Below are 15325 nucleotides of genomic sequence, written 5' to 3' on the forward strand. Positions count from 1 at the left end.
AAAATGCTTCAGTGAACCTGGATATAGGGCTCGACCAGAAGCGTGCCCCGGGCCGAATGCTCCAGATGCACGCCGACGGCATATGTCTCCGAGACCGCCTCGTGCGCAAGCACCTCGGCGGGCGCGCCGGCCTGCGCGATGCGCCCGGCATTCATCACCAGCACCCGGTCGGCGAAGCGCGCCGCAAGCGAGAGATCGTGGATCGCGACGACCGTGACGATGTCGCGTCGACGCGTCGCCTCGCGGATCGTCGCCATGACGTCGAGCTGGCGGCGGACGTCGAGGGCACTGGTCGGCTCGTCGAGCAGCAGAACGTCCGGCTCGCGCACCAGCGCCTGGCCGATCGCAGCGAGCTGGCGCTGGCCGCCCGAGAGCGTGGCGATATCGCGCGAAGCGAAGGGGGCCAAGCCCAGCTCCTCGATCACCGCCTCGACGGCACGGGTATCCTCGGGCGAGGCCGCAAGCGCATAGCCACGGTGCAGGCTCTTGCGGGCGAGCAGGATGATGTCGAAGACCGAGAGCGCGACGCGCGCGCCGGTATCCTGCGCGAGATAGAAGACCTTGCGCGCCCGCTCACGCTGCGAGAGCTGCGAGAGGTCATGGCCGTCGAGCGCGACCGTGCCGCGCTCGGCCCGCAGCAGGCCGGCGGCACAACGGAACAGGGTCGACTTGCCGGAGCCGTTGGGGCCGACCAGCGCAGCGAGCTCGCCGCGCGGCAAGGCCTGCGTGCCCAGCCCCTGCAGGATCGGTGTCGCACCATAGCGGAAATCGAGGTCGCGAATCTGCAAAGCCATGGCTCAGACTCCCCTGCCGCGGATCGACATCACCAGGCTGATGAAGAAGGGCACGCCGATCAGCGCGGTGATGATGCCGATCGGATAGATCACGCCCGGCGTGATCACCTTCGAGACGGTCGAGGCGAGCGAGAGCAGCACGGCGCTGGCGATCGTCGCCGTCGGCAGGAAGAAGCGCTGGTCCTCGCCGACGAGTAGCCGCGCGATATGCGGGCCGACGAGGCCGATGAAGCCGATGCCGCCGACGAAGGAGACCGAGACCGCCGCCAGCAGCGAGGTCGCGATCAGGATTTCCAGCCGCAGCCGGTCGACGCGAACGCCGAGGCTCTCGGCGCGCTCGTCGCCGAGGCGCAGAGCCGTCAGCGCCCAGCCGCGCATCAGGAAGAACGGCAAGGCGAGCGCGATCAGGAGAGCGGCGACGCCGACCTTCTCCCAGCTCGCGCGAGCGAGGCTGCCCAGCGTCCAGAACACGATCTGGGTGAGCTGCACCTCGTTGGAGCGGTATTGCAGCAAAGCCGTGATGGCGTTGCAGGTGAAGAGCAGGGCGATGCCGACCAGGATCATCGTCTCGGGGCTGACGCCGCGCAGCTTGGTCATGAAGAACAGCACGAGCGAGGCCGACAGCGCGAAGATGAAGGCATTGGCCGTCACGATATAAGGGCCGGCGCCGGGGATGACGCTCCAGCCGAAGACGATCGCGATGGAGGCGCCGACCGTCGCGGCCGCGGAGACGCCGAGCGTGAACGGATCGGCCAGCGGATTGGCGAGGATGGTCTGCATGCCGGCGCCGCTTAAGCCCAGCATGGCGCCGACCGCCATCGCCATCAGCGCGATCGGCAGGCGCAAATCCCAGACAATGACGGAGAGCCGCGGCGCCGCCGATTGCGGATCCACCAGCGTACGCAGGACATCGCCGAGCGGGAGATTGCCCGGCCCGATCGAGACATCGAGCGCCAGCGCGACGGCGAGCGCGACGACGCCGATGAGGACGAGCTTCAGCCGGCGCGCATTGCGCCGGCGATAGTCCCCGGTGGCGGTTGCCGTCATGGGCAGGGTCGCGGTCATCGTCGCTCAGGCCGCCGTCACTGGAGCCTGGCCCAGAACACGCCGGAATAGGAGATCGGCAGGAATTTTTCGTGGAATTCCTTGAAGACCGCCTCCGGATCGACGTCCTTGAACCGGTCCGGATAGAACTCCTTCGCCATGGCGAGTTCGGCGATGAAGTAATAGGGCATGTCGTAGAACTGATGGTAGAAGGCCATCACCTTCTTGCCCTGCACCGCCTTGAGCTGCTGGAAGCCCGGGCGGTTCATCAGCGCCACCAGTTGCTTCTGCACCTGCTCCGGCGTCGCGTCATAGCCGAGAGCGACCGCGCTGCTGCCGGGATTGCTGCCGTACCAGTTGGCGCCGGTGAGGAAATAGACGTCCGGATTGTCGGCGAGCACCTTTTCCTGCGCGGCCTGCGCCTGGAAGGCCGAGAAGAACTGGCTGCCCCAGTTGCGGCCGCCGGCCTCCTCGATATAGCGGCCGAAATTGAACGGGCCGAAGGTGGCGCAACAGGGCAGCAGGCCGGCGGCGCGCTCGACGAAGACCATCGGCTTCTGCTTGTCGGGGATCGAACCGACGCGGGCATAGATGCTGCGGGTCTGGCGCAGATAGTAATCAGCGAAGGCGTTCGCCTCCTTCTCGCGGCCGAGGATGCGGCCCAGCAGCTGCACGCTCGGCAGCACGTTCTGGGTCGGATCCTGGCGGAAATCGACGAAGACGGTGGTGATGCCGGCCTTCTCGAGCTTGGCGAGCAGCCCCGTCTCCTGCGCCTTGAAGTAGTTTGAGAGGTCGAGAATATAGACCTCGGTGCCGAGCGAGGCGATCTTCTCCATGCTGACATCGGCGGCATAGGGGTTGCCCATGTTGGCGATGTCCTTCGCCTTCGGGAATTTGGCGAGGTACTTTGCCCAAGCGCCCGGATCGTTCTCGATCAGGTCATTGCCCCAGCCGACGACGCGCTTGAACGGGTCCTCGCGGTCCAGCATCGCCAGCGTATAAAGCTGGCGGCCCTCGCTGAGCACGATCTTCTGGGGATCGCGGGTGACGTTGACGACGCGACCGGCGAGATCTGTGACCTCGATCGTTTCGGCAGCGGCGGCACCCGCAAACAACACGGACGCGCCGAACAGGACGGCGGAAGACAGACGGGCAAGCCAAAGGGGAGCGGGCATCGGAAGAGCATCCTGCCGGGAAAGACGCCCTCGCGCTAACACAGCCCGTCTTGGGACGGCAAAGTAATTCTGCTTGTTTTGAATCGATCTAAATTAGATCTATTCTAGAATTCATTGAGAGTGACATCGAGCCCCGAAGACGACGCTCTTGCGAATCCTATCATCGTCTTACTCAACCGAGGCGTTCCGGCCCTCCATCGCCTCGCGCGCTCGCACGGCGAAACGCCGGGCGAGCGGCGCGACCTCGGCCGCGTTGGCGGCCGAAGCCGTGCCGGCGCGGACCCGGTCGGCGATGCCGACGAAGATCACCGCGAAGCGGAACAGCGCGAAGACGAGATGGAAGCGCAGGAGCGGCGCCGTCGGCACGGCATGCTCGTAGTAGTGCGCAAGGAATTCGGCCTCGGCGGGAATGCCGAGCGCGGCCCGGTCGAGCCCGAGGATGCCGCCATATTCGTCGGGCGCCGTGTGCCAGGGCATGGCGCAATAGCCGAGATCGGCGAGCGGGTGGCCGAGCGTCGACAATTCCCAATCGAGGATGCCGATCACTTCGGGCTTCTCGGGATGGAAGAGCAGGTTGCCGAGCCGGAAATCGCCATGGGCGATCGAGACCTGGCCGTCATCATCGGGCAGATGCGCCGGCAGCCAGTCGGCAACGGCGTCGAGATCAGGGATCGGATCGCCCGGCGATTCCCGGAGCTGCTTGGTCCAGCGCGCGATCTGGCGCTCGAAATAATTGCCCGGCCGGCCGAAATCACCGAGGCCGACCTCATCGGGCCTGACCGCATGCAGCTTCGCCAAAGCCTCGGCCATGCCGAGATAGAGACCATGACGCTCCTCGGTAGCGAGGCCAGGCAAGGCGGCGTCGTGGAAGACCCGACCCTCCAGCCGCTCCATCAGGTAGAAGGGCGTGCCGAGCGGCTCGGGATCGGCATGGAAGAGCACGGCGCGCGGCACCGGCACGTTCGTCTTCGACAACGCTTCAAGCACACGGAACTCGCGGTCGATCGCGTGGGCACCGCGCAAGATCGGCCCGACCGGCTGCTTGCGCAGCACGAGGCGGCGCTTGCCCCAGTCGACGAAATAGGTCGGGTTGGACTGGCCGCCGCCGATGCGTTCGAGCTTGAGTTCGCCCATGCCGAAGCGCTCCCGCAGGAGGTTCAACAAAGCGGCCGGATCGAAATCGACGGTGGAATTCGGCGGCGCTGCCATCGCCTCAACCCTGCGCCTCACCGGCAACCGGCCAGTGCCAGAAATCGCGTCCCTCCTGCGTCAGGAAGCGGTTCAGCACCATCTTGTGGACCTCGTCGGCGCCATCGACCAATCGTGCCTGACGGGCATAGCGGTAGATCCATTCGAGCACGGTGTCCTTCGAGTAGCCGCGCGCGCCATTGACCTGGATCGCGACATCGGCGGCATCGTGCAGGACGTTCGCGACCTGGACCTTGGCCATCGAGACCTCCTTGCGGGCGAAGCCGCCGCGATCGAGCTCCCACGCCGCCTTCATCACCAAGAGGCGGCCGATCTCGATGCGCATGGCGAGGTCACCGAGCTTGAGCTGGATGCTCTCGCGATCGGCAAGGCGCTGGCCGAAGCCATAGCGCTCGGCGGCATAGGCCTGCGCGATCTCGATGCAGCGCTTCGACAGGCCAAGCCAGCGCATGCAATGGGTCAGGCGGGCCGGACCGAGGCGAACCTGCGTCACCTTCATGCCCTTGCCCTCGCCGGCGAGCACGTTCTCGACGGGGATTTCCAGCCCGTCGAATTCGATCTCGCAATGGCCGCCATGCTCCTCCGGCCCCATGATCTCGATGCGGCGCAGGATGCGCCAGCCCGGCTGGTCGGCATGGAAGAGGAAGGCGGTGAGGCCGTTGCGCGGATCGTCCGAGGTGCGGGCGACGAGGATGAAGTGCTTCGCCTCCTCCGCGCCGGTGATGAACCATTTCCGCCCGCTGATCACATACTTGTCGCCGCGCCGCTCGGCCTTCGTCAGGATCATCGAGGGATCGGAGCCGCCGCCCGGATGCGGCTCGGTCATGGCGAAGGCGGAGCGGACCCTGCCCTCGACGATCGGCTTCAGCCAGCGCTCCTTCTGCTCGGGCGTGCCGAGTGCCTCCAGCACCATCATGTTGCCGTCATCGGGCGCAGCCGAGTTGAACACGACCGGTCCGAAGATCGAGCGGTTCATCTCCTCGTAAGCGACCGCCATGCCCATCTTGCCGAGGCCGGCACCGCCGGTCTCCGGCTTGAGCTGCAGGCACCAGAGGCCCGCGGCACGGGCTTTGGCCCGCATCGTGTCGAGCAAAGGCAACGCGATGTTGCCATGGGCGTCGTAGGAAGCCTGGTCGGCTTCCAGCGGCAGGATCTCGTGCTCGACAAAGGCGGCGATGCGCGCGCGATAATCCTCGATGCGGGGAGAAATCTCGAAATCCATGGCGGTGCTCACAGGGACGAAACGAGGTGGCCGCCATCGACCTCGATGGTGGAGCCGGTGATGTAGCTGCCGGCGCTCGACGCAAGCAGCAGCAGGGCGCCGTCGAGCTCTTCCGGCTGTCCGAGCCTGCGCTGCGGGATGCGCTTGATCAGCTGCAGCCCGGCTTCGGTCGCGAAGAAATCGCGGTTGATGTCGGTCTCGATATAGCCGGGGCAGAGCGCGTTGACGCGGATACGATCGCGCGCCCATTCGAGCGCAAGCGCTTTGGTCAACTGGATCACGCCCGCCTTCGAGGCCGCATAGGCGCTGACGCCGCCAGCGACGCGATGGCCGAGGATCGAGGCGATATTGACGATTGTGCCGCCGGTGCCGCTCTCGCGCATGCCGCGCGCCACCGCCTGAGCGACGAGGAAGACGCCCTTCAGATTGGTGTCGAGCACCGCATCCCAATCCGCTTCGGACAGATCAGCCGCCGGGCCGGCGCCGCTGATGCCGGCATTGTTGATCAGGATGTCGAAATGCCGGCCGGCGAGCGCCTCCGCGACCGAGACCGCGTCAGCCACGTCAAGCACAAGGCCTTTCGCGCTGCCGCCCGCCCTGGCGATCTCCGCGCCCGCCTCATCCAGGGCGGATTGTCTGCGGGCCGCCAGCGTGACCTCCACACCATGATGCGCGAGCAGCCTGGCGAAATGCAGCCCCAGCCCACCGGACGCACCTGTCACCAGGGCCGTCTTCCCCGAAAGATCCTCGAACATCAGGCATCCCGCTTCGAACAGCCGCAACTGTCGGCCGGTTGTCGGCCGCGATCAAGGCGCCCGCCATGCAAAAAGCCCGACGCATCGCGCCGGGCTTCTGCCAATTCATGACGGCCGATCGACGGCCGCCCTGTCACTGCCAGGTCTGGCGGCCGTACCACTCGTCGACATCGCTGCGGGCCTTGTCCTTGGCGAGGCCGTAGCGTTCCTGGATCTTACCTTCGAGCTGGTCGCGCTTGCCGGCGATGACGTCAAGATCGTCATCGGTCAGCTTGCCCCACTGCTCCTTGACCTTGCCCTTGAGCTGCTTCCAGTTTCCTTCGACGCGGTTCCAGTCCATCGGGACCTCCTCATGCGAGTGTGGATTCAGGGAAACAACGCCCCAGTGGCTGGATTGTTCACTGACCGCCTCATCAGAACGGCGGATGCGCGGCAATCCGGACGCGATCGATGATGAAGCGAAGGAGATGATCCATGCGCTTCCTCATCGTGACTTCGCTGGCCGCGGCGCTCGCGGGCGGGCTCGTTCCGGCCGCGGCCCAATCCCAGCAGCAGCAGAACGTCATGACTCATATCGGACGCGCCGTGGCGCTCAACAACAAGTGCCCGGCGCTCAAGCCCAACAACCTGATCATCGGCATGGTGACACGCCAGCACGGCATCGCCATGAACCGCGCGCCCTACAGCGACATCATCGTCGCCAAGGGCGCGGAGTACGCCCGCGAGATCGCAGCCCTCGATCAGCAGGCCGCCTGCGATCTCGGGCGGAAGCTCTATGGCCCGCAGGGCGAGAAGGTGCCGAACTTTCTGCGTTAAGGCCGCAACTCATAAATACCCGGATAAAAATCTTGCCTTATTAAAACCCGGGCATTATTGAGCGCCCATCGAACAGGATGGGTTGCACCGATGCAGATCGCGGACAGGAAGGCGGCCACGGCCGCCTACAAGGAACGGAAGACGGTGGCGGGCATCTTCGCCTTCCATTGCGAGGCGGCCGGGCTGACCTGGGTCGGCCGCGCGCCCGATCTTTCAACCATCGAGAACCGGCTGCGCTTCACGCTGCGTCATGGCAGCCACCGCCAGCGCTCCTTGCAGGCCGCCTGGAACGCAAATGGCCCCGAGGCTTTCCGCTTCGAGGCGCTCGAAAGGCTGGAAGACGAGGACATCGCCTATGTGCTGGATCGCGTGCTGAAGGAGCGCCTCGCCCATTGGCAGGCGAAGCTCGGCGCCGAGGCGCTCTAGTCAGCGAAATGAAGCGGCGCTGGCGCGCCGGCTCAATCGTCCATCTTGAGGGCGGCGATGAAGGCTTCCTGCGGGATTTCGACCTTGCCGAACTGCCGCATCTTCTTCTTGCCTTCCTTCTGCTTCTCCAGAAGCTTGCGCTTGCGGGTGGCGTCGCCGCCATAGCATTTGGCGGTCACGTCCTTGCGCAGCGCCCGGATGGTCTCGCGGGCGATGATCTTGCCTCCGATCGCGGCCTGGACCGGGATCTGGAACATGTGCGGCGGGATCAGATCCTTGAGCTTCTCGCACATGGCACGGCCACGGGCATCGGCGCGCGAACGGTGGACCAGCATCGAGAGCGCGTCGACCGGCTCGGCATTGACCAGGATCGACATGCGCACGAGGTCGCCTTCGCGATAGTCGGTGATCGCATAGTCGAAGGAGGCATAGCCCTTCGAGATCGACTTCAGCCGGTCGTAGAAGTCGAACACGACCTCGTTGAGCGGCAGGTCGTAGACGACCTTGGCGCGCGAGCCGACATAGGACAGGTCGGTCTGGATGCCGCGGCGGTCCTGGCAGAGCTTCAGCACGGAGCCGAGATATTCGTCGGGCGTGAAGATCGTCGCCTTGATCCAGGGCTCCTCGATGAACTCGATCTTCATCACGTCCGGCATGTCGGCCGGGTTGTGCAGTTCCAGCGTCGTGCCGTCGCGCAGCTTGAGGTGGTAGACCACCGACGGCGCGGTCGAGATCAGGTTGAGGTTGAACTCGCGCTCCAGCCGCTCCTGGATGATCTCCAGATGCAGCAGGCCGAGGAAGCCGCAGCGGAAGCCGAAGCCGAGCGCGGCCGAGGTCTCCATCTCATAGGAGAACGAAGCGTCGTTCAGGCGCAGCCGGCTCATGGCAGCGCGCAGCACCTCGAAATCGGCGGCGTCGACCGGGAAGATGCCGCAGAACACCACCGGCTGCACCGGCTTGAAGCCCGGCAGCGGTTCCGCGATCGGCTTCTTCTCGTCGGTGATAGTGTCGCCGACGGCGGTATCAGCGACCTCCTTGATCGAGGCGGTGAAGAAGCCGACCTCGCCGGGCCCGAGCTGCTTGACCTCGGTCATCTTGGGCTTGAACACGCCGACGCGATCGACGCCATAGGAGGCGTTGGCCCGCATCATCCGGATCGTCATGCCCTTCTTGAGCACGCCATCGATGACGCGCACGAGCACGACGACGCCGAGATAGGCGTCGTACCATGAGTCGACCAGCAGGCACTTGAGCGGCGCATCGGGATCGCCCTTCGGCGCCGGCAGCTTCTCGACGATCGCCTCCAGCACGCCCTCGATATTGAGGCCGGTCTTGGCCGAGATCGGCACGGCCTCGGAGGCATCGAGCCCGATCACGTCCTCGATCTGCTGCTTGATACGCTCCGGCTCCGCGGCCGGCAGGTCGATCTTGTTGAGGACGGTGACGATCTCGTGGTTGGCGTCGAGCGCCTGATAGACGTTGGCGAGCGTCTGTGCCTCGACGCCCTGCGAGGCGTCGACCACCAGCAGCGACCCCTCGCAGGCCGCGAGCGAGCGCGAGACCTCATAGGCGAAGTCGACATGGCCGGGGGTGTCCATCAGGTTCAGGACATAGTCCTTGCCGTCCTTGGCTCGGTAATCCAGCCGCACCGTCTGCGCCTTGATGGTGATGCCGCGCTCCTTCTCGATATCCATCGAGTCGAGGATCTGGTCGCTCATGTCGCGGGCCGCGACGGTGCCGGTCTGCTGGATCAGACGGTCGGCCAGCGTCGACTTGCCGTGGTCGATATGGGCAACGATCGAGAAGTTGCGGATATTGTCGATGGAACGGGTGCTCATGCGCGCGCCATAGCAGTGAAGGCGCGCGGCGCCAAGCGGCTGGCCGCAAAAGGCTCCTTCTATGGCTGCGCTTGCAATTCCAATATCTGAGAATTATTCTCCATTGATGGAGATTGACCACGATACCGAGATCGACCGGCTGCTCGGGCAGCGCCTCAAGGCGGCCCGCCAGCGCCATGGCCTGACGCTCGATGCGCTGGCCGAGCGCAGCGGCGTCAGCCGCGCCATGATCTCCCGCGTCGAGCGCGGCGAATCGAGTCCGACGGCGGCGCTGCTGGTCCGGCTCGGCTCCGGACTAGGCCTCTCGCTCTCGGCGCTGCTGGAAGAGGATGCAGGAAGCGGGCCGCTGGCGCGCCGCGACGCGCAACCGGTCTGGCGCGATCCGGCGAGCGGCTATCTGCGCCGCAACGTCTCGCCACGCGGGACGGGGTCGGGCTTCGAGATCGTCGAGGTCGAATTGCCCGGCGGAGCGGAAGTGCGGCTCGACAACGCGACCGGTGCAGCGGCGCTCGACCAGCAGATCTGGGTGCTGCGCGGCCGGCTCGACCTCACCGTTGAAGGCATCCGCCACGAACTGGCCGAGGGCGACTGCCTGCAGATGCACCTGCGCGGCGCGATCATCTACCGCAATCCGGGCACCGCGCCCATCCGCTACGCCGTCATCCTCGTCGCGGGAAGCGGCGCCTTTCCGGGACATATCGCATGAACGCGAGCGCTTTCACCGTTGCCATCGAAACGCTCGATGGAGAGGCGGCCCTGGCCGCCACCCCGGCGCTGGCCGAGATCCTGCGCGACAGCGTCGCCAACGGTGCTTCGGTCGGCTTCATGAGCTGGAACACCGCCGCCGACTACGAACGCTTCTGGCGCGATGTCGCGGCGGGCGTCGCGGGCGGACAAGTCATCCTGCTGATTGCCCGAAACGAGGACGGCATCGTCGGCACGGCACAGCTTCACCTGATCGGCAAATCGAACCAGCCGCACCGGGCCGAGATCGCCAAGGTGCTGGTGCATTCGCGCGCGCGGCGGCAGGGCATCGGCGAGGCGCTGATGCAGCGCGCCGAGGCGATCGCGCGGGAGAAGGGTCGCGACCTGCTGGTGCTCGATACCGACGAGCACAGCGCCGCGCGCCGACTCTATAACCGGCTGGGCTGGACCGAGGCCGGCACCATCCCGCGCTATGCGCTGATGCCGGATGGCGCCGATTGCGGCTCGACGTTTTTCTACAAGAGCCTCGCCTGAAGCTCAGCCCTCGGCGCTGCCGCGGATGTAGGGCTCGACCGGGCCCTTGAGCGTGATCGTCATCGGCCGGCCGAAGCGGTCCTTGGCATTGCCGGCGGAGACCTTCACCCAGCCCTCGGAGACGCAATATTCCTCGACATTGGTCTTCTCGACGCCCTTGAAGCGGATGCCGATATCGCGCGCCAGCACCTCTTCATTGTAGAAGGGGCTGTCCGGATTGACGGAGAGACGGTCGGGAAGCTGCTCGGACATGGCTCGCACCTGAATTGCGGAAACTGTTGCTTTGCCCGCTCGATAACCGCTTCCGCCCGCAAAGCCAACTCAGGGACTTGAGGCTGGCTTAGCGGCTGCCGTCGAGCAGCCGCCCGACGACCTTGGCGGTATAATCGACCATCGGAACGATGCGGGCGTAGTTCAGGCGCGTCGGCCCGATGATGCCGACCACGCCGACGATGCGCTGCTCGGCGTCGCGGAAGGGCGCGGCGACCATCGACGAACCTGACATCGAGAACAGCTTGTTCTCCGAGCCGATGAAGATGCGCACGCCGTCGCCATCCTCGGCGCGCGTCAGCAGGTCGATGACATCGGTCTGCGTCTCCAGATCGCCGAACAGCATGCGGATGCGCTCGAGATCCTCCTGCGCCCGGAGATCGTCGAGCAGGTTGGCCTGGCCGCGCACGATGAGATGGCGGTCGCTGCCGGGGCCGGCCTGGGTCGCGATGCCGCTTTCGACGAGCCGGGCCGTCAGCACGTCGAGCTCGCGCTCCATCAAGGCACGCTGCCCGCCGATCTCGCCGCGCAGTTCGGCGAGCGTCTTGCCGAGGATGCGGGCGTTCAGGAAATTCGCGGCCTCGCTCAGCGCCGAGGCCGGCAGGCCGGGCGGGAGCGCCAGCAGGCGGTTCTCCACCGTGCCGTCCTCCGAGACGAGCACGACGAGGGCGCGCAGCGGATCGAGCCGAACGAATTCGATATGCTTCAGCCGGACATCGGCCTTGGTGGTGACGACGACACCGGCGCCGCGCGACAGGCCGGAGAGCAGCGCAGAGGCTTCCGTCAGGGTCTGGTCGAGATTGCGATTGCTGGCGGCGACCCTGATCTGGGCTTCGATGCGCGAGCGTTCGTCCGCGGTGAGATTGCCGACCTCCATCATCGCATCGACGAAGAAGCGCAGCCCCCGCTCGGTTGGCAGGCGACCGGCCGAGGTATGCGGCGCATAGATCAGCCCGGCCAGCTCCAGATCGGTCATGACATTGCGCACCGTCGCCGGCGAGAGCGCCATCGGCAGCAGGCGGGCGATGTTGCGCGAGCCGACGGGCTCGCCCGTCGTCAGATAGCCGTCGACGATCTGGCGAAAGATCTCGCGCGAGCGCTGGTCGGTCTCGACCAGGCCGCTGATCGTCTCGGGGCGGGGCGTATGCGCGCTCATGAACCTTTTTCAGGCGAAATGTCGGTCTCGTCCTATTGTCGTCACGACGGAGGCGCGGATCAAGGGGCAAGCCCCGCCCGCGCCTTGCCGTGCGCGGCGCAAGCGCCTACAAGCCGCCACTTCCCCGCAAGACAGGACAGTTTCATGCGACCCTCCAAACGCGCCGCCGACGAGATGCGCAAGGTCACGCTCGAACGCGGCGTGGTGCGCTATGCCGAGGGGTCCTGCATGGTGACGTTCGGCGAGACCAAGGTGCTCTGCGCCGCGACCGTCGAGGAAAAGGGGCCGCCGTGGCTGCGCGGCACCGGCAAGGGCTGGGTCACCGCCGAATATTCGATGCTGCCGCGCGCCACCCATGAGCGGACGCGCCGCGAGGTCACCTCGGGCAAGCCTTCGGGCCGCACGCAGGAAATCCAGCGCCTGATCGGCCGTTCCTTGCGCGCCGTGGTCGACCTGACCGCGATCGGAGAGCGCCAGATCGTCGTCGATTGCGACGTGCTGCAGGCCGATGGCGGCACGCGCACGGCTTCGATCACCGGCGCCTGGGTCGCGCTGCATGACGCGCTGAAATGGATGGAAGGGCGCGGCCTGCTCAAGGGCACCAACCCGCTCAAGGACCATGTCGCCGCGATCTCCTGCGGCATCGTCGCCGGCAACCCGGTGATCGATCTCGACTATGTCGAGGATTCCGGCGCGCAGACCGACGCGAATTTCGTCATCACAGGCTCCGGAGGCATTGTCGAGGTGCAGGGCACGGCCGAAGGCGCGCCCTTCTCGGAAGAAGAGCTGCTCGCGCTGCTCAAGCTCGCCAAGGGCGGTGTCGCCAAGCTCGTCACGCTGCAGAAGGCGGCGGTGGCCTGAGCATGAGCCCGCATCGCCTCCTCACCGGCAAGGTCGTGATCGCGACCCATAACCAGGGCAAGTTGCGCGAGATGCGCGAGTTGCTGGCGCCCTACGGCATCGAGCTCGTCTCGGCCGGGGAGCTCGGCCTGCCCGAGCCGGTCGAGGATGGCTACATGTTCTCGGAGAATGCGGCGATCAAGGCCGTCGCCGCGGCGAACGCCAGCGGTTTTCCGGCGCTCTCCGACGATTCCGGCATCTGCATCGACGCGCTCGACGGCGCGCCCGGCCTGTTCTCGGCCAACTGGGCCGGACCGGGCAAGGATTTCGCCCCGGCGATCGGGCGGGTGCAGATGGAACTGGCGAAGCGCGGCGCCACCACGCCCGAGACGCGCAAGGCGCATTTCGTCTCGGCGCTGGTCATCGCCTGGCCGGACGGACATCAGGAGCTGTTCGAAGGCCGCGTCTTCGGCACGGTGACCGAGCAGGCGCGCGGCCTGGGCGGCTTCGGCTACGATCCCATCTTCCTGCCCGATGGGCATGACAAGACCTTCGGCGAGATGACGGCGCAGGAGAAGCACGGCATTCCGGCCGATGGCTCGCCCGGGCTGTCGCATCGCGCGCGGGCCTTCCATGTCCTCGCTGCCGCTTGTCTGAGGAAGCCGGCGTGAGCGCCCCGGCCGCCCTCACTGAGCGGCCTTCCACCTCGCATCCGACCGCGGATGCGGGCTTCGCCGTCTATGTGCATTGGCCGTTCTGCCTGGCCAAATGCCCCTATTGCGACTTCAACAGCCATGTCCGGCTGCAGCCGCCGGACCAGCAGCGCTATATCGCCGCCTTCCGCCGCGAGATCGCGCATCGCGCCGCGCTGGTGCCCGGCCGCACGGTCTCCTCGATCTTCTTCGGCGGCGGCACGCCCTCGCTGATGGAAGGCCGCACGGTCGGCGCGATTCTCGATGCGATCGGCGAGCACTGGGCCGTCGATCCCAATTGCGAGGTCTCGCTGGAGGCCAACCCGACCAGCGTCGAGGCCGGGCGCTTCCGCGATTTCCGCGCGGCCGGCGTCAACCGCGTCTCGCTCGGTGTGCAGGCGCTCAACGATACCGATCTCAAGGCGCTGGGCCGGATGCATTCGGCCGAGGAAGCGCTGGCAGCCGTCGCGATCGCACGGCAATATTTCGAGCGCTATTCCTTCGACTTGATCTATGCCCGCTCGCCCTTGCAGACGCCGGCCTTGTGGCGCGCCGAGCTGGAGCTGGCGATCAGCCATGCGGCCGAGCATCTCTCGCTCTACCAGCTCACCATCGAGCCCGGCACCGCCTTCGAGCGGCTGTTCCGCGCCGGCAAGCTCGCCATTCCCGATCACGATGCGGGTGCGGCGCTCTACGAGACGACACAGGAGATCACCGCCAGGCACGGCCTGCCGGTCTACGAGATCTCGAACCACGCGCGGCCCGGCGCCGAATGCCGACACAACCTGGTCTACTGGCACTATGGCGAATATGCCGGCATCGGCCCCGGCGCCCATGGCCGGTTGGTGACGGCTGAGGGCCGCATGGCGCATTCCACGGAGAAGCGGCCGGAGATCTGGCTGGAACGCGTCGAGGCCGAGGGCCATGCGCTGGTCGAGAACGACCGGCTCAGCGAAGAGGCTCAGGGCGACGAATACCTGCTGATGGGCTTGCGCCTCGTCGAGGGCATCGATCCCCAGGTGTTCAAGGCGCTGTCGGGGCGCGCGCTCAACGCCAGGCGCGTCGGCAGCCTGATCGAGCAGAAACTGCTGATGGAACGCGCAGGCGGGCGGCTCGCGGCAACGCCTGATGGCGCGCTCCTGCTCGATGCGCTGGTGGCCGATCTGGCGGCCTGAGGTCGGCTCTTGCCCGTCGGACAATCTTAGCTATCTTGTTAGCTAAGGAGATCCTCCATGGCCCAGTTCTCGGTTCACGACGCCAAGACCAACCTGTCCAAGCTGATTGCCGACGCCCTCGAAGGCGGAGACGTGGTGATCGCCCGCGGCAACGTGCCGGTGGTGCGCCTCGTGCCGGTCGTACCACGCGGCAAGCGGCGCTTCGGCGCCTTGAAGGGCAAGATCGCGATCGACGCGCGCTTCGACGAGCCGCTGCCCGACACCGAGCTCGGCGGGTGGAATCTGACGTGAGGCTGCTGCTCGACACCCACGCCCTGATCTGGTGGCTTGCGGGCGACCAGGCGCTGAGTAGCCGCGCTCGCGAGGCTATCGAGGATGAGGCCAATAGTATCGCCGTCAGCGCCGCCTCGGCCATGGAGGTGGCCACCAAATTCCGGATCGGCAAACTCCCCGATGCAGCGCTGCTGGCCCAGAATTTCGAGGCGATCATCGCCGATCAGGGTTTTATCGAACTGGCGATCGCCATCCACCACGCCCTGCGAGCCGGCGAGATGAACATCGTACATAAGGACCCGTTCGACCGCCTGCTGATCGCGCAGGCTCAAGCCGAAGACATGGTTCTGGTTTCAAACGAAGCGCTGTTCGACGGCTTCGCCGTCAAACGCCTCTGGTGA

19 protein-coding genes are annotated in these 15325 nt (G+C 66.2%); 9 read left to right on the forward strand and 10 right to left on the reverse strand.

Annotation, left to right across the window (positions count from 1 at the left end; genetic code table 11):
• Window positions 1-8 precede the first annotated feature (8 nt).
• The 7 genes from ASE61_RS22885 to ASE61_RS22915 form a co-directional block, all read right to left on the reverse strand.
• Complete coding sequence (locus tag ASE61_RS22885) at window positions 9-794, reverse strand: ABC transporter ATP-binding protein (RefSeq protein ID WP_061970902.1); 786 nt, start codon at window positions 792-794, stop codon at window positions 9-11.
• Between the two features lie 3 nt (window positions 795-797).
• Window positions 798-1859 (reverse strand): FecCD family ABC transporter permease, encoded by a 1062-nt coding sequence (locus ASE61_RS22890; protein ID WP_061970904.1) that lies wholly within the window; start codon window positions 1857-1859, stop codon window positions 798-800.
• 17 nt (window positions 1860-1876) lie between these two features.
• Window positions 1877-3013, reverse strand: coding sequence for an ABC transporter substrate-binding protein (locus ASE61_RS22895; RefSeq protein ID WP_061970905.1), 1137 nt, complete (start codon window positions 3011-3013; stop codon window positions 1877-1879).
• Between the two features lie 168 nt (window positions 3014-3181).
• A complete protein-coding gene (locus tag ASE61_RS22900; RefSeq protein WP_061970907.1) occupies window positions 3182-4222 on the reverse strand; it encodes a phosphotransferase family protein in 1041 nt (346 codons plus the stop codon).
• 4 nt (window positions 4223-4226) lie between these two features.
• Window positions 4227-5444 (reverse strand): acyl-CoA dehydrogenase family protein, encoded by a 1218-nt coding sequence (locus ASE61_RS22905; protein WP_061970909.1) that lies wholly within the window; start codon window positions 5442-5444, stop codon window positions 4227-4229.
• Window positions 5445-5452: 8 nt separating this feature from the next.
• Window positions 5453-6199, reverse strand: a complete 747-nt coding sequence (locus tag ASE61_RS22910) for an SDR family NAD(P)-dependent oxidoreductase (RefSeq protein WP_061970911.1) — start codon at window positions 6197-6199, stop codon at window positions 5453-5455.
• 133 nt (window positions 6200-6332) lie between these two features.
• Window positions 6333-6539 carry a CsbD family protein gene (locus ASE61_RS22915; protein ID WP_061970912.1) on the reverse strand — a complete coding sequence of 69 codons (207 nt, stop codon included), beginning with the start codon at window positions 6537-6539 and terminating at the stop codon, window positions 6333-6335.
• Between the two features lie 134 nt (window positions 6540-6673).
• On the opposite strand from ASE61_RS22915, the gene ASE61_RS22920 reads away from it, so the two are divergent.
• Window positions 6674-7015, forward strand: coding sequence for a hypothetical protein (locus ASE61_RS22920; protein WP_061970914.1), 342 nt, complete (start codon window positions 6674-6676; stop codon window positions 7013-7015).
• Between the two features lie 90 nt (window positions 7016-7105).
• Window positions 7106-7441: a GIY-YIG nuclease family protein gene (locus tag ASE61_RS22925; protein WP_061970916.1), complete on the forward strand. Its 336-nt coding sequence runs from the start codon at window positions 7106-7108 to the stop codon at window positions 7439-7441.
• Between the two features lie 32 nt (window positions 7442-7473).
• On the opposite strand, the gene lepA is transcribed toward ASE61_RS22925, so the two are convergent.
• Window positions 7474-9279 (reverse strand): translation elongation factor 4, encoded by a 1806-nt coding sequence (gene lepA, locus ASE61_RS22930; protein WP_061970917.1) that lies wholly within the window; start codon window positions 9277-9279, stop codon window positions 7474-7476.
• A 106-nt stretch (window positions 9280-9385) separates the two neighbouring features.
• On the opposite strand from lepA, the gene ASE61_RS22935 reads away from it, so the two are divergent.
• Entirely contained in the window at window positions 9386-9985 is a 600-nt protein-coding gene (locus tag ASE61_RS22935; protein WP_061970919.1) for a helix-turn-helix domain-containing protein, read from the forward strand.
• A complete protein-coding gene (locus ASE61_RS22940) occupies window positions 9982-10518 on the forward strand; it encodes a GNAT family N-acetyltransferase (RefSeq protein WP_061970921.1) in 537 nt (178 codons plus the stop codon). The genes ASE61_RS22935 and ASE61_RS22940 overlap by 4 nt, the downstream gene beginning before the upstream one ends.
• A gap of 3 nt (window positions 10519-10521) precedes the next feature.
• On the opposite strand, the gene ASE61_RS22945 is transcribed toward ASE61_RS22940, so the two are convergent.
• The gene (locus tag ASE61_RS22945) at window positions 10522-10770 is read right to left on the reverse strand and encodes a DUF3297 family protein (RefSeq protein WP_061970923.1); all 249 of its coding nucleotides are present in this window, start codon (window positions 10768-10770) and stop codon (window positions 10522-10524) included.
• Between the two features lie 88 nt (window positions 10771-10858).
• Window positions 10859-11944, reverse strand: coding sequence for a heat-inducible transcriptional repressor HrcA (gene hrcA, locus ASE61_RS22950; protein ID WP_061970924.1), 1086 nt, complete (start codon window positions 11942-11944; stop codon window positions 10859-10861).
• A gap of 144 nt (window positions 11945-12088) precedes the next feature.
• On the opposite strand from hrcA, the gene rph reads away from it, so the two are divergent.
• Genes rph through ASE61_RS22975 form a run of 5 tightly spaced genes read left to right on the forward strand, consistent with a single transcriptional unit; the run spans window position 12089 to window position 15325 of the window.
• Window positions 12089-12805 carry a ribonuclease PH gene (gene rph, locus ASE61_RS22955; RefSeq protein WP_061970926.1) on the forward strand — a complete coding sequence of 239 codons (717 nt, stop codon included), beginning with the start codon at window positions 12089-12091 and terminating at the stop codon, window positions 12803-12805.
• A 2-nt stretch (window positions 12806-12807) separates the two neighbouring features.
• On the forward strand, window positions 12808-13455 hold the full coding sequence (gene rdgB / locus ASE61_RS22960; RefSeq protein WP_061970928.1) for an RdgB/HAM1 family non-canonical purine NTP pyrophosphatase: 648 nt from the start codon (window positions 12808-12810) through the stop codon (window positions 13453-13455).
• Complete coding sequence (hemW, locus tag ASE61_RS22965; protein WP_061970929.1) at window positions 13452-14651, forward strand: radical SAM family heme chaperone HemW; 1200 nt, start codon at window positions 13452-13454, stop codon at window positions 14649-14651. The genes rdgB and hemW overlap by 4 nt, the downstream gene beginning before the upstream one ends.
• Before the next feature lie 57 nt (window positions 14652-14708).
• On the forward strand, window positions 14709-14942 hold the full coding sequence (locus ASE61_RS22970; RefSeq protein ID WP_061970931.1) for a type II toxin-antitoxin system Phd/YefM family antitoxin: 234 nt from the start codon (window positions 14709-14711) through the stop codon (window positions 14940-14942).
• Window positions 14939-15325 (forward strand): type II toxin-antitoxin system VapC family toxin, encoded by a 387-nt coding sequence (locus tag ASE61_RS22975; RefSeq protein ID WP_061970933.1) that lies wholly within the window; start codon window positions 14939-14941, stop codon window positions 15323-15325. Before ASE61_RS22970 ends, ASE61_RS22975 begins: the two co-directional genes overlap by 4 nt.

Source organism: Allobosea sp. Root670 (assembly GCF_001429415.1).
Taxonomy (GTDB): Bacteria; Pseudomonadota; Alphaproteobacteria; order Rhizobiales; family Beijerinckiaceae; genus Allobosea; species Allobosea robiniae.

Coding starts and splice junctions, on each gene's coding strand:
- ASE61_RS22925 (WP_061970916.1), top strand. CDS start 7,106: ATGCAGATCGCGGACAGGAAGGCGGCCACGGCCGCCTACAAGGAACGG.
- rdgB (WP_061970928.1), top strand. CDS start 12,808: ATGAGCCCGCATCGCCTCCTCACCGGCAAGGTCGTGATCGCGACCCAT.
- lepA (WP_061970917.1), bottom strand. CDS start 9,279: ATGAGCACCCGTTCCATCGACAATATCCGCAACTTCTCGATCGTTGCC.
- ASE61_RS22910 (WP_061970911.1), bottom strand. CDS start 6,199: ATGTTCGAGGATCTTTCGGGGAAGACGGCCCTGGTGACAGGTGCGTCC.
- ASE61_RS22970 (WP_061970931.1), top strand. CDS start 14,709: ATGGCCCAGTTCTCGGTTCACGACGCCAAGACCAACCTGTCCAAGCTG.
- ASE61_RS22885 (WP_061970902.1), bottom strand. CDS start 794: ATGGCTTTGCAGATTCGCGACCTCGATTTCCGCTATGGTGCGACACCG.
- ASE61_RS22920 (WP_061970914.1), top strand. CDS start 6,674: ATGCGCTTCCTCATCGTGACTTCGCTGGCCGCGGCGCTCGCGGGCGGG.
- ASE61_RS22945 (WP_061970923.1), bottom strand. CDS start 10,770: ATGTCCGAGCAGCTTCCCGACCGTCTCTCCGTCAATCCGGACAGCCCC.
- ASE61_RS22890 (WP_061970904.1), bottom strand. CDS start 1,859: ATGACCGCGACCCTGCCCATGACGGCAACCGCCACCGGGGACTATCGC.
- ASE61_RS22905 (WP_061970909.1), bottom strand. CDS start 5,444: ATGGATTTCGAGATTTCTCCCCGCATCGAGGATTATCGCGCGCGCATC.
- ASE61_RS22935 (WP_061970919.1), top strand. CDS start 9,386: ATGGAGATTGACCACGATACCGAGATCGACCGGCTGCTCGGGCAGCGC.
- ASE61_RS22895 (WP_061970905.1), bottom strand. CDS start 3,013: ATGCCCGCTCCCCTTTGGCTTGCCCGTCTGTCTTCCGCCGTCCTGTTC.
- ASE61_RS22915 (WP_061970912.1), bottom strand. CDS start 6,539: ATGGACTGGAACCGCGTCGAAGGAAACTGGAAGCAGCTCAAGGGCAAG.
- ASE61_RS22900 (WP_061970907.1), bottom strand. CDS start 4,222: ATGGCAGCGCCGCCGAATTCCACCGTCGATTTCGATCCGGCCGCTTTG.
- ASE61_RS22940 (WP_061970921.1), top strand. CDS start 9,982: ATGAACGCGAGCGCTTTCACCGTTGCCATCGAAACGCTCGATGGAGAG.
- hrcA (WP_061970924.1), bottom strand. CDS start 11,944: ATGAGCGCGCATACGCCCCGCCCCGAGACGATCAGCGGCCTGGTCGAG.
- rph (WP_061970926.1), top strand. CDS start 12,089: ATGCGACCCTCCAAACGCGCCGCCGACGAGATGCGCAAGGTCACGCTC.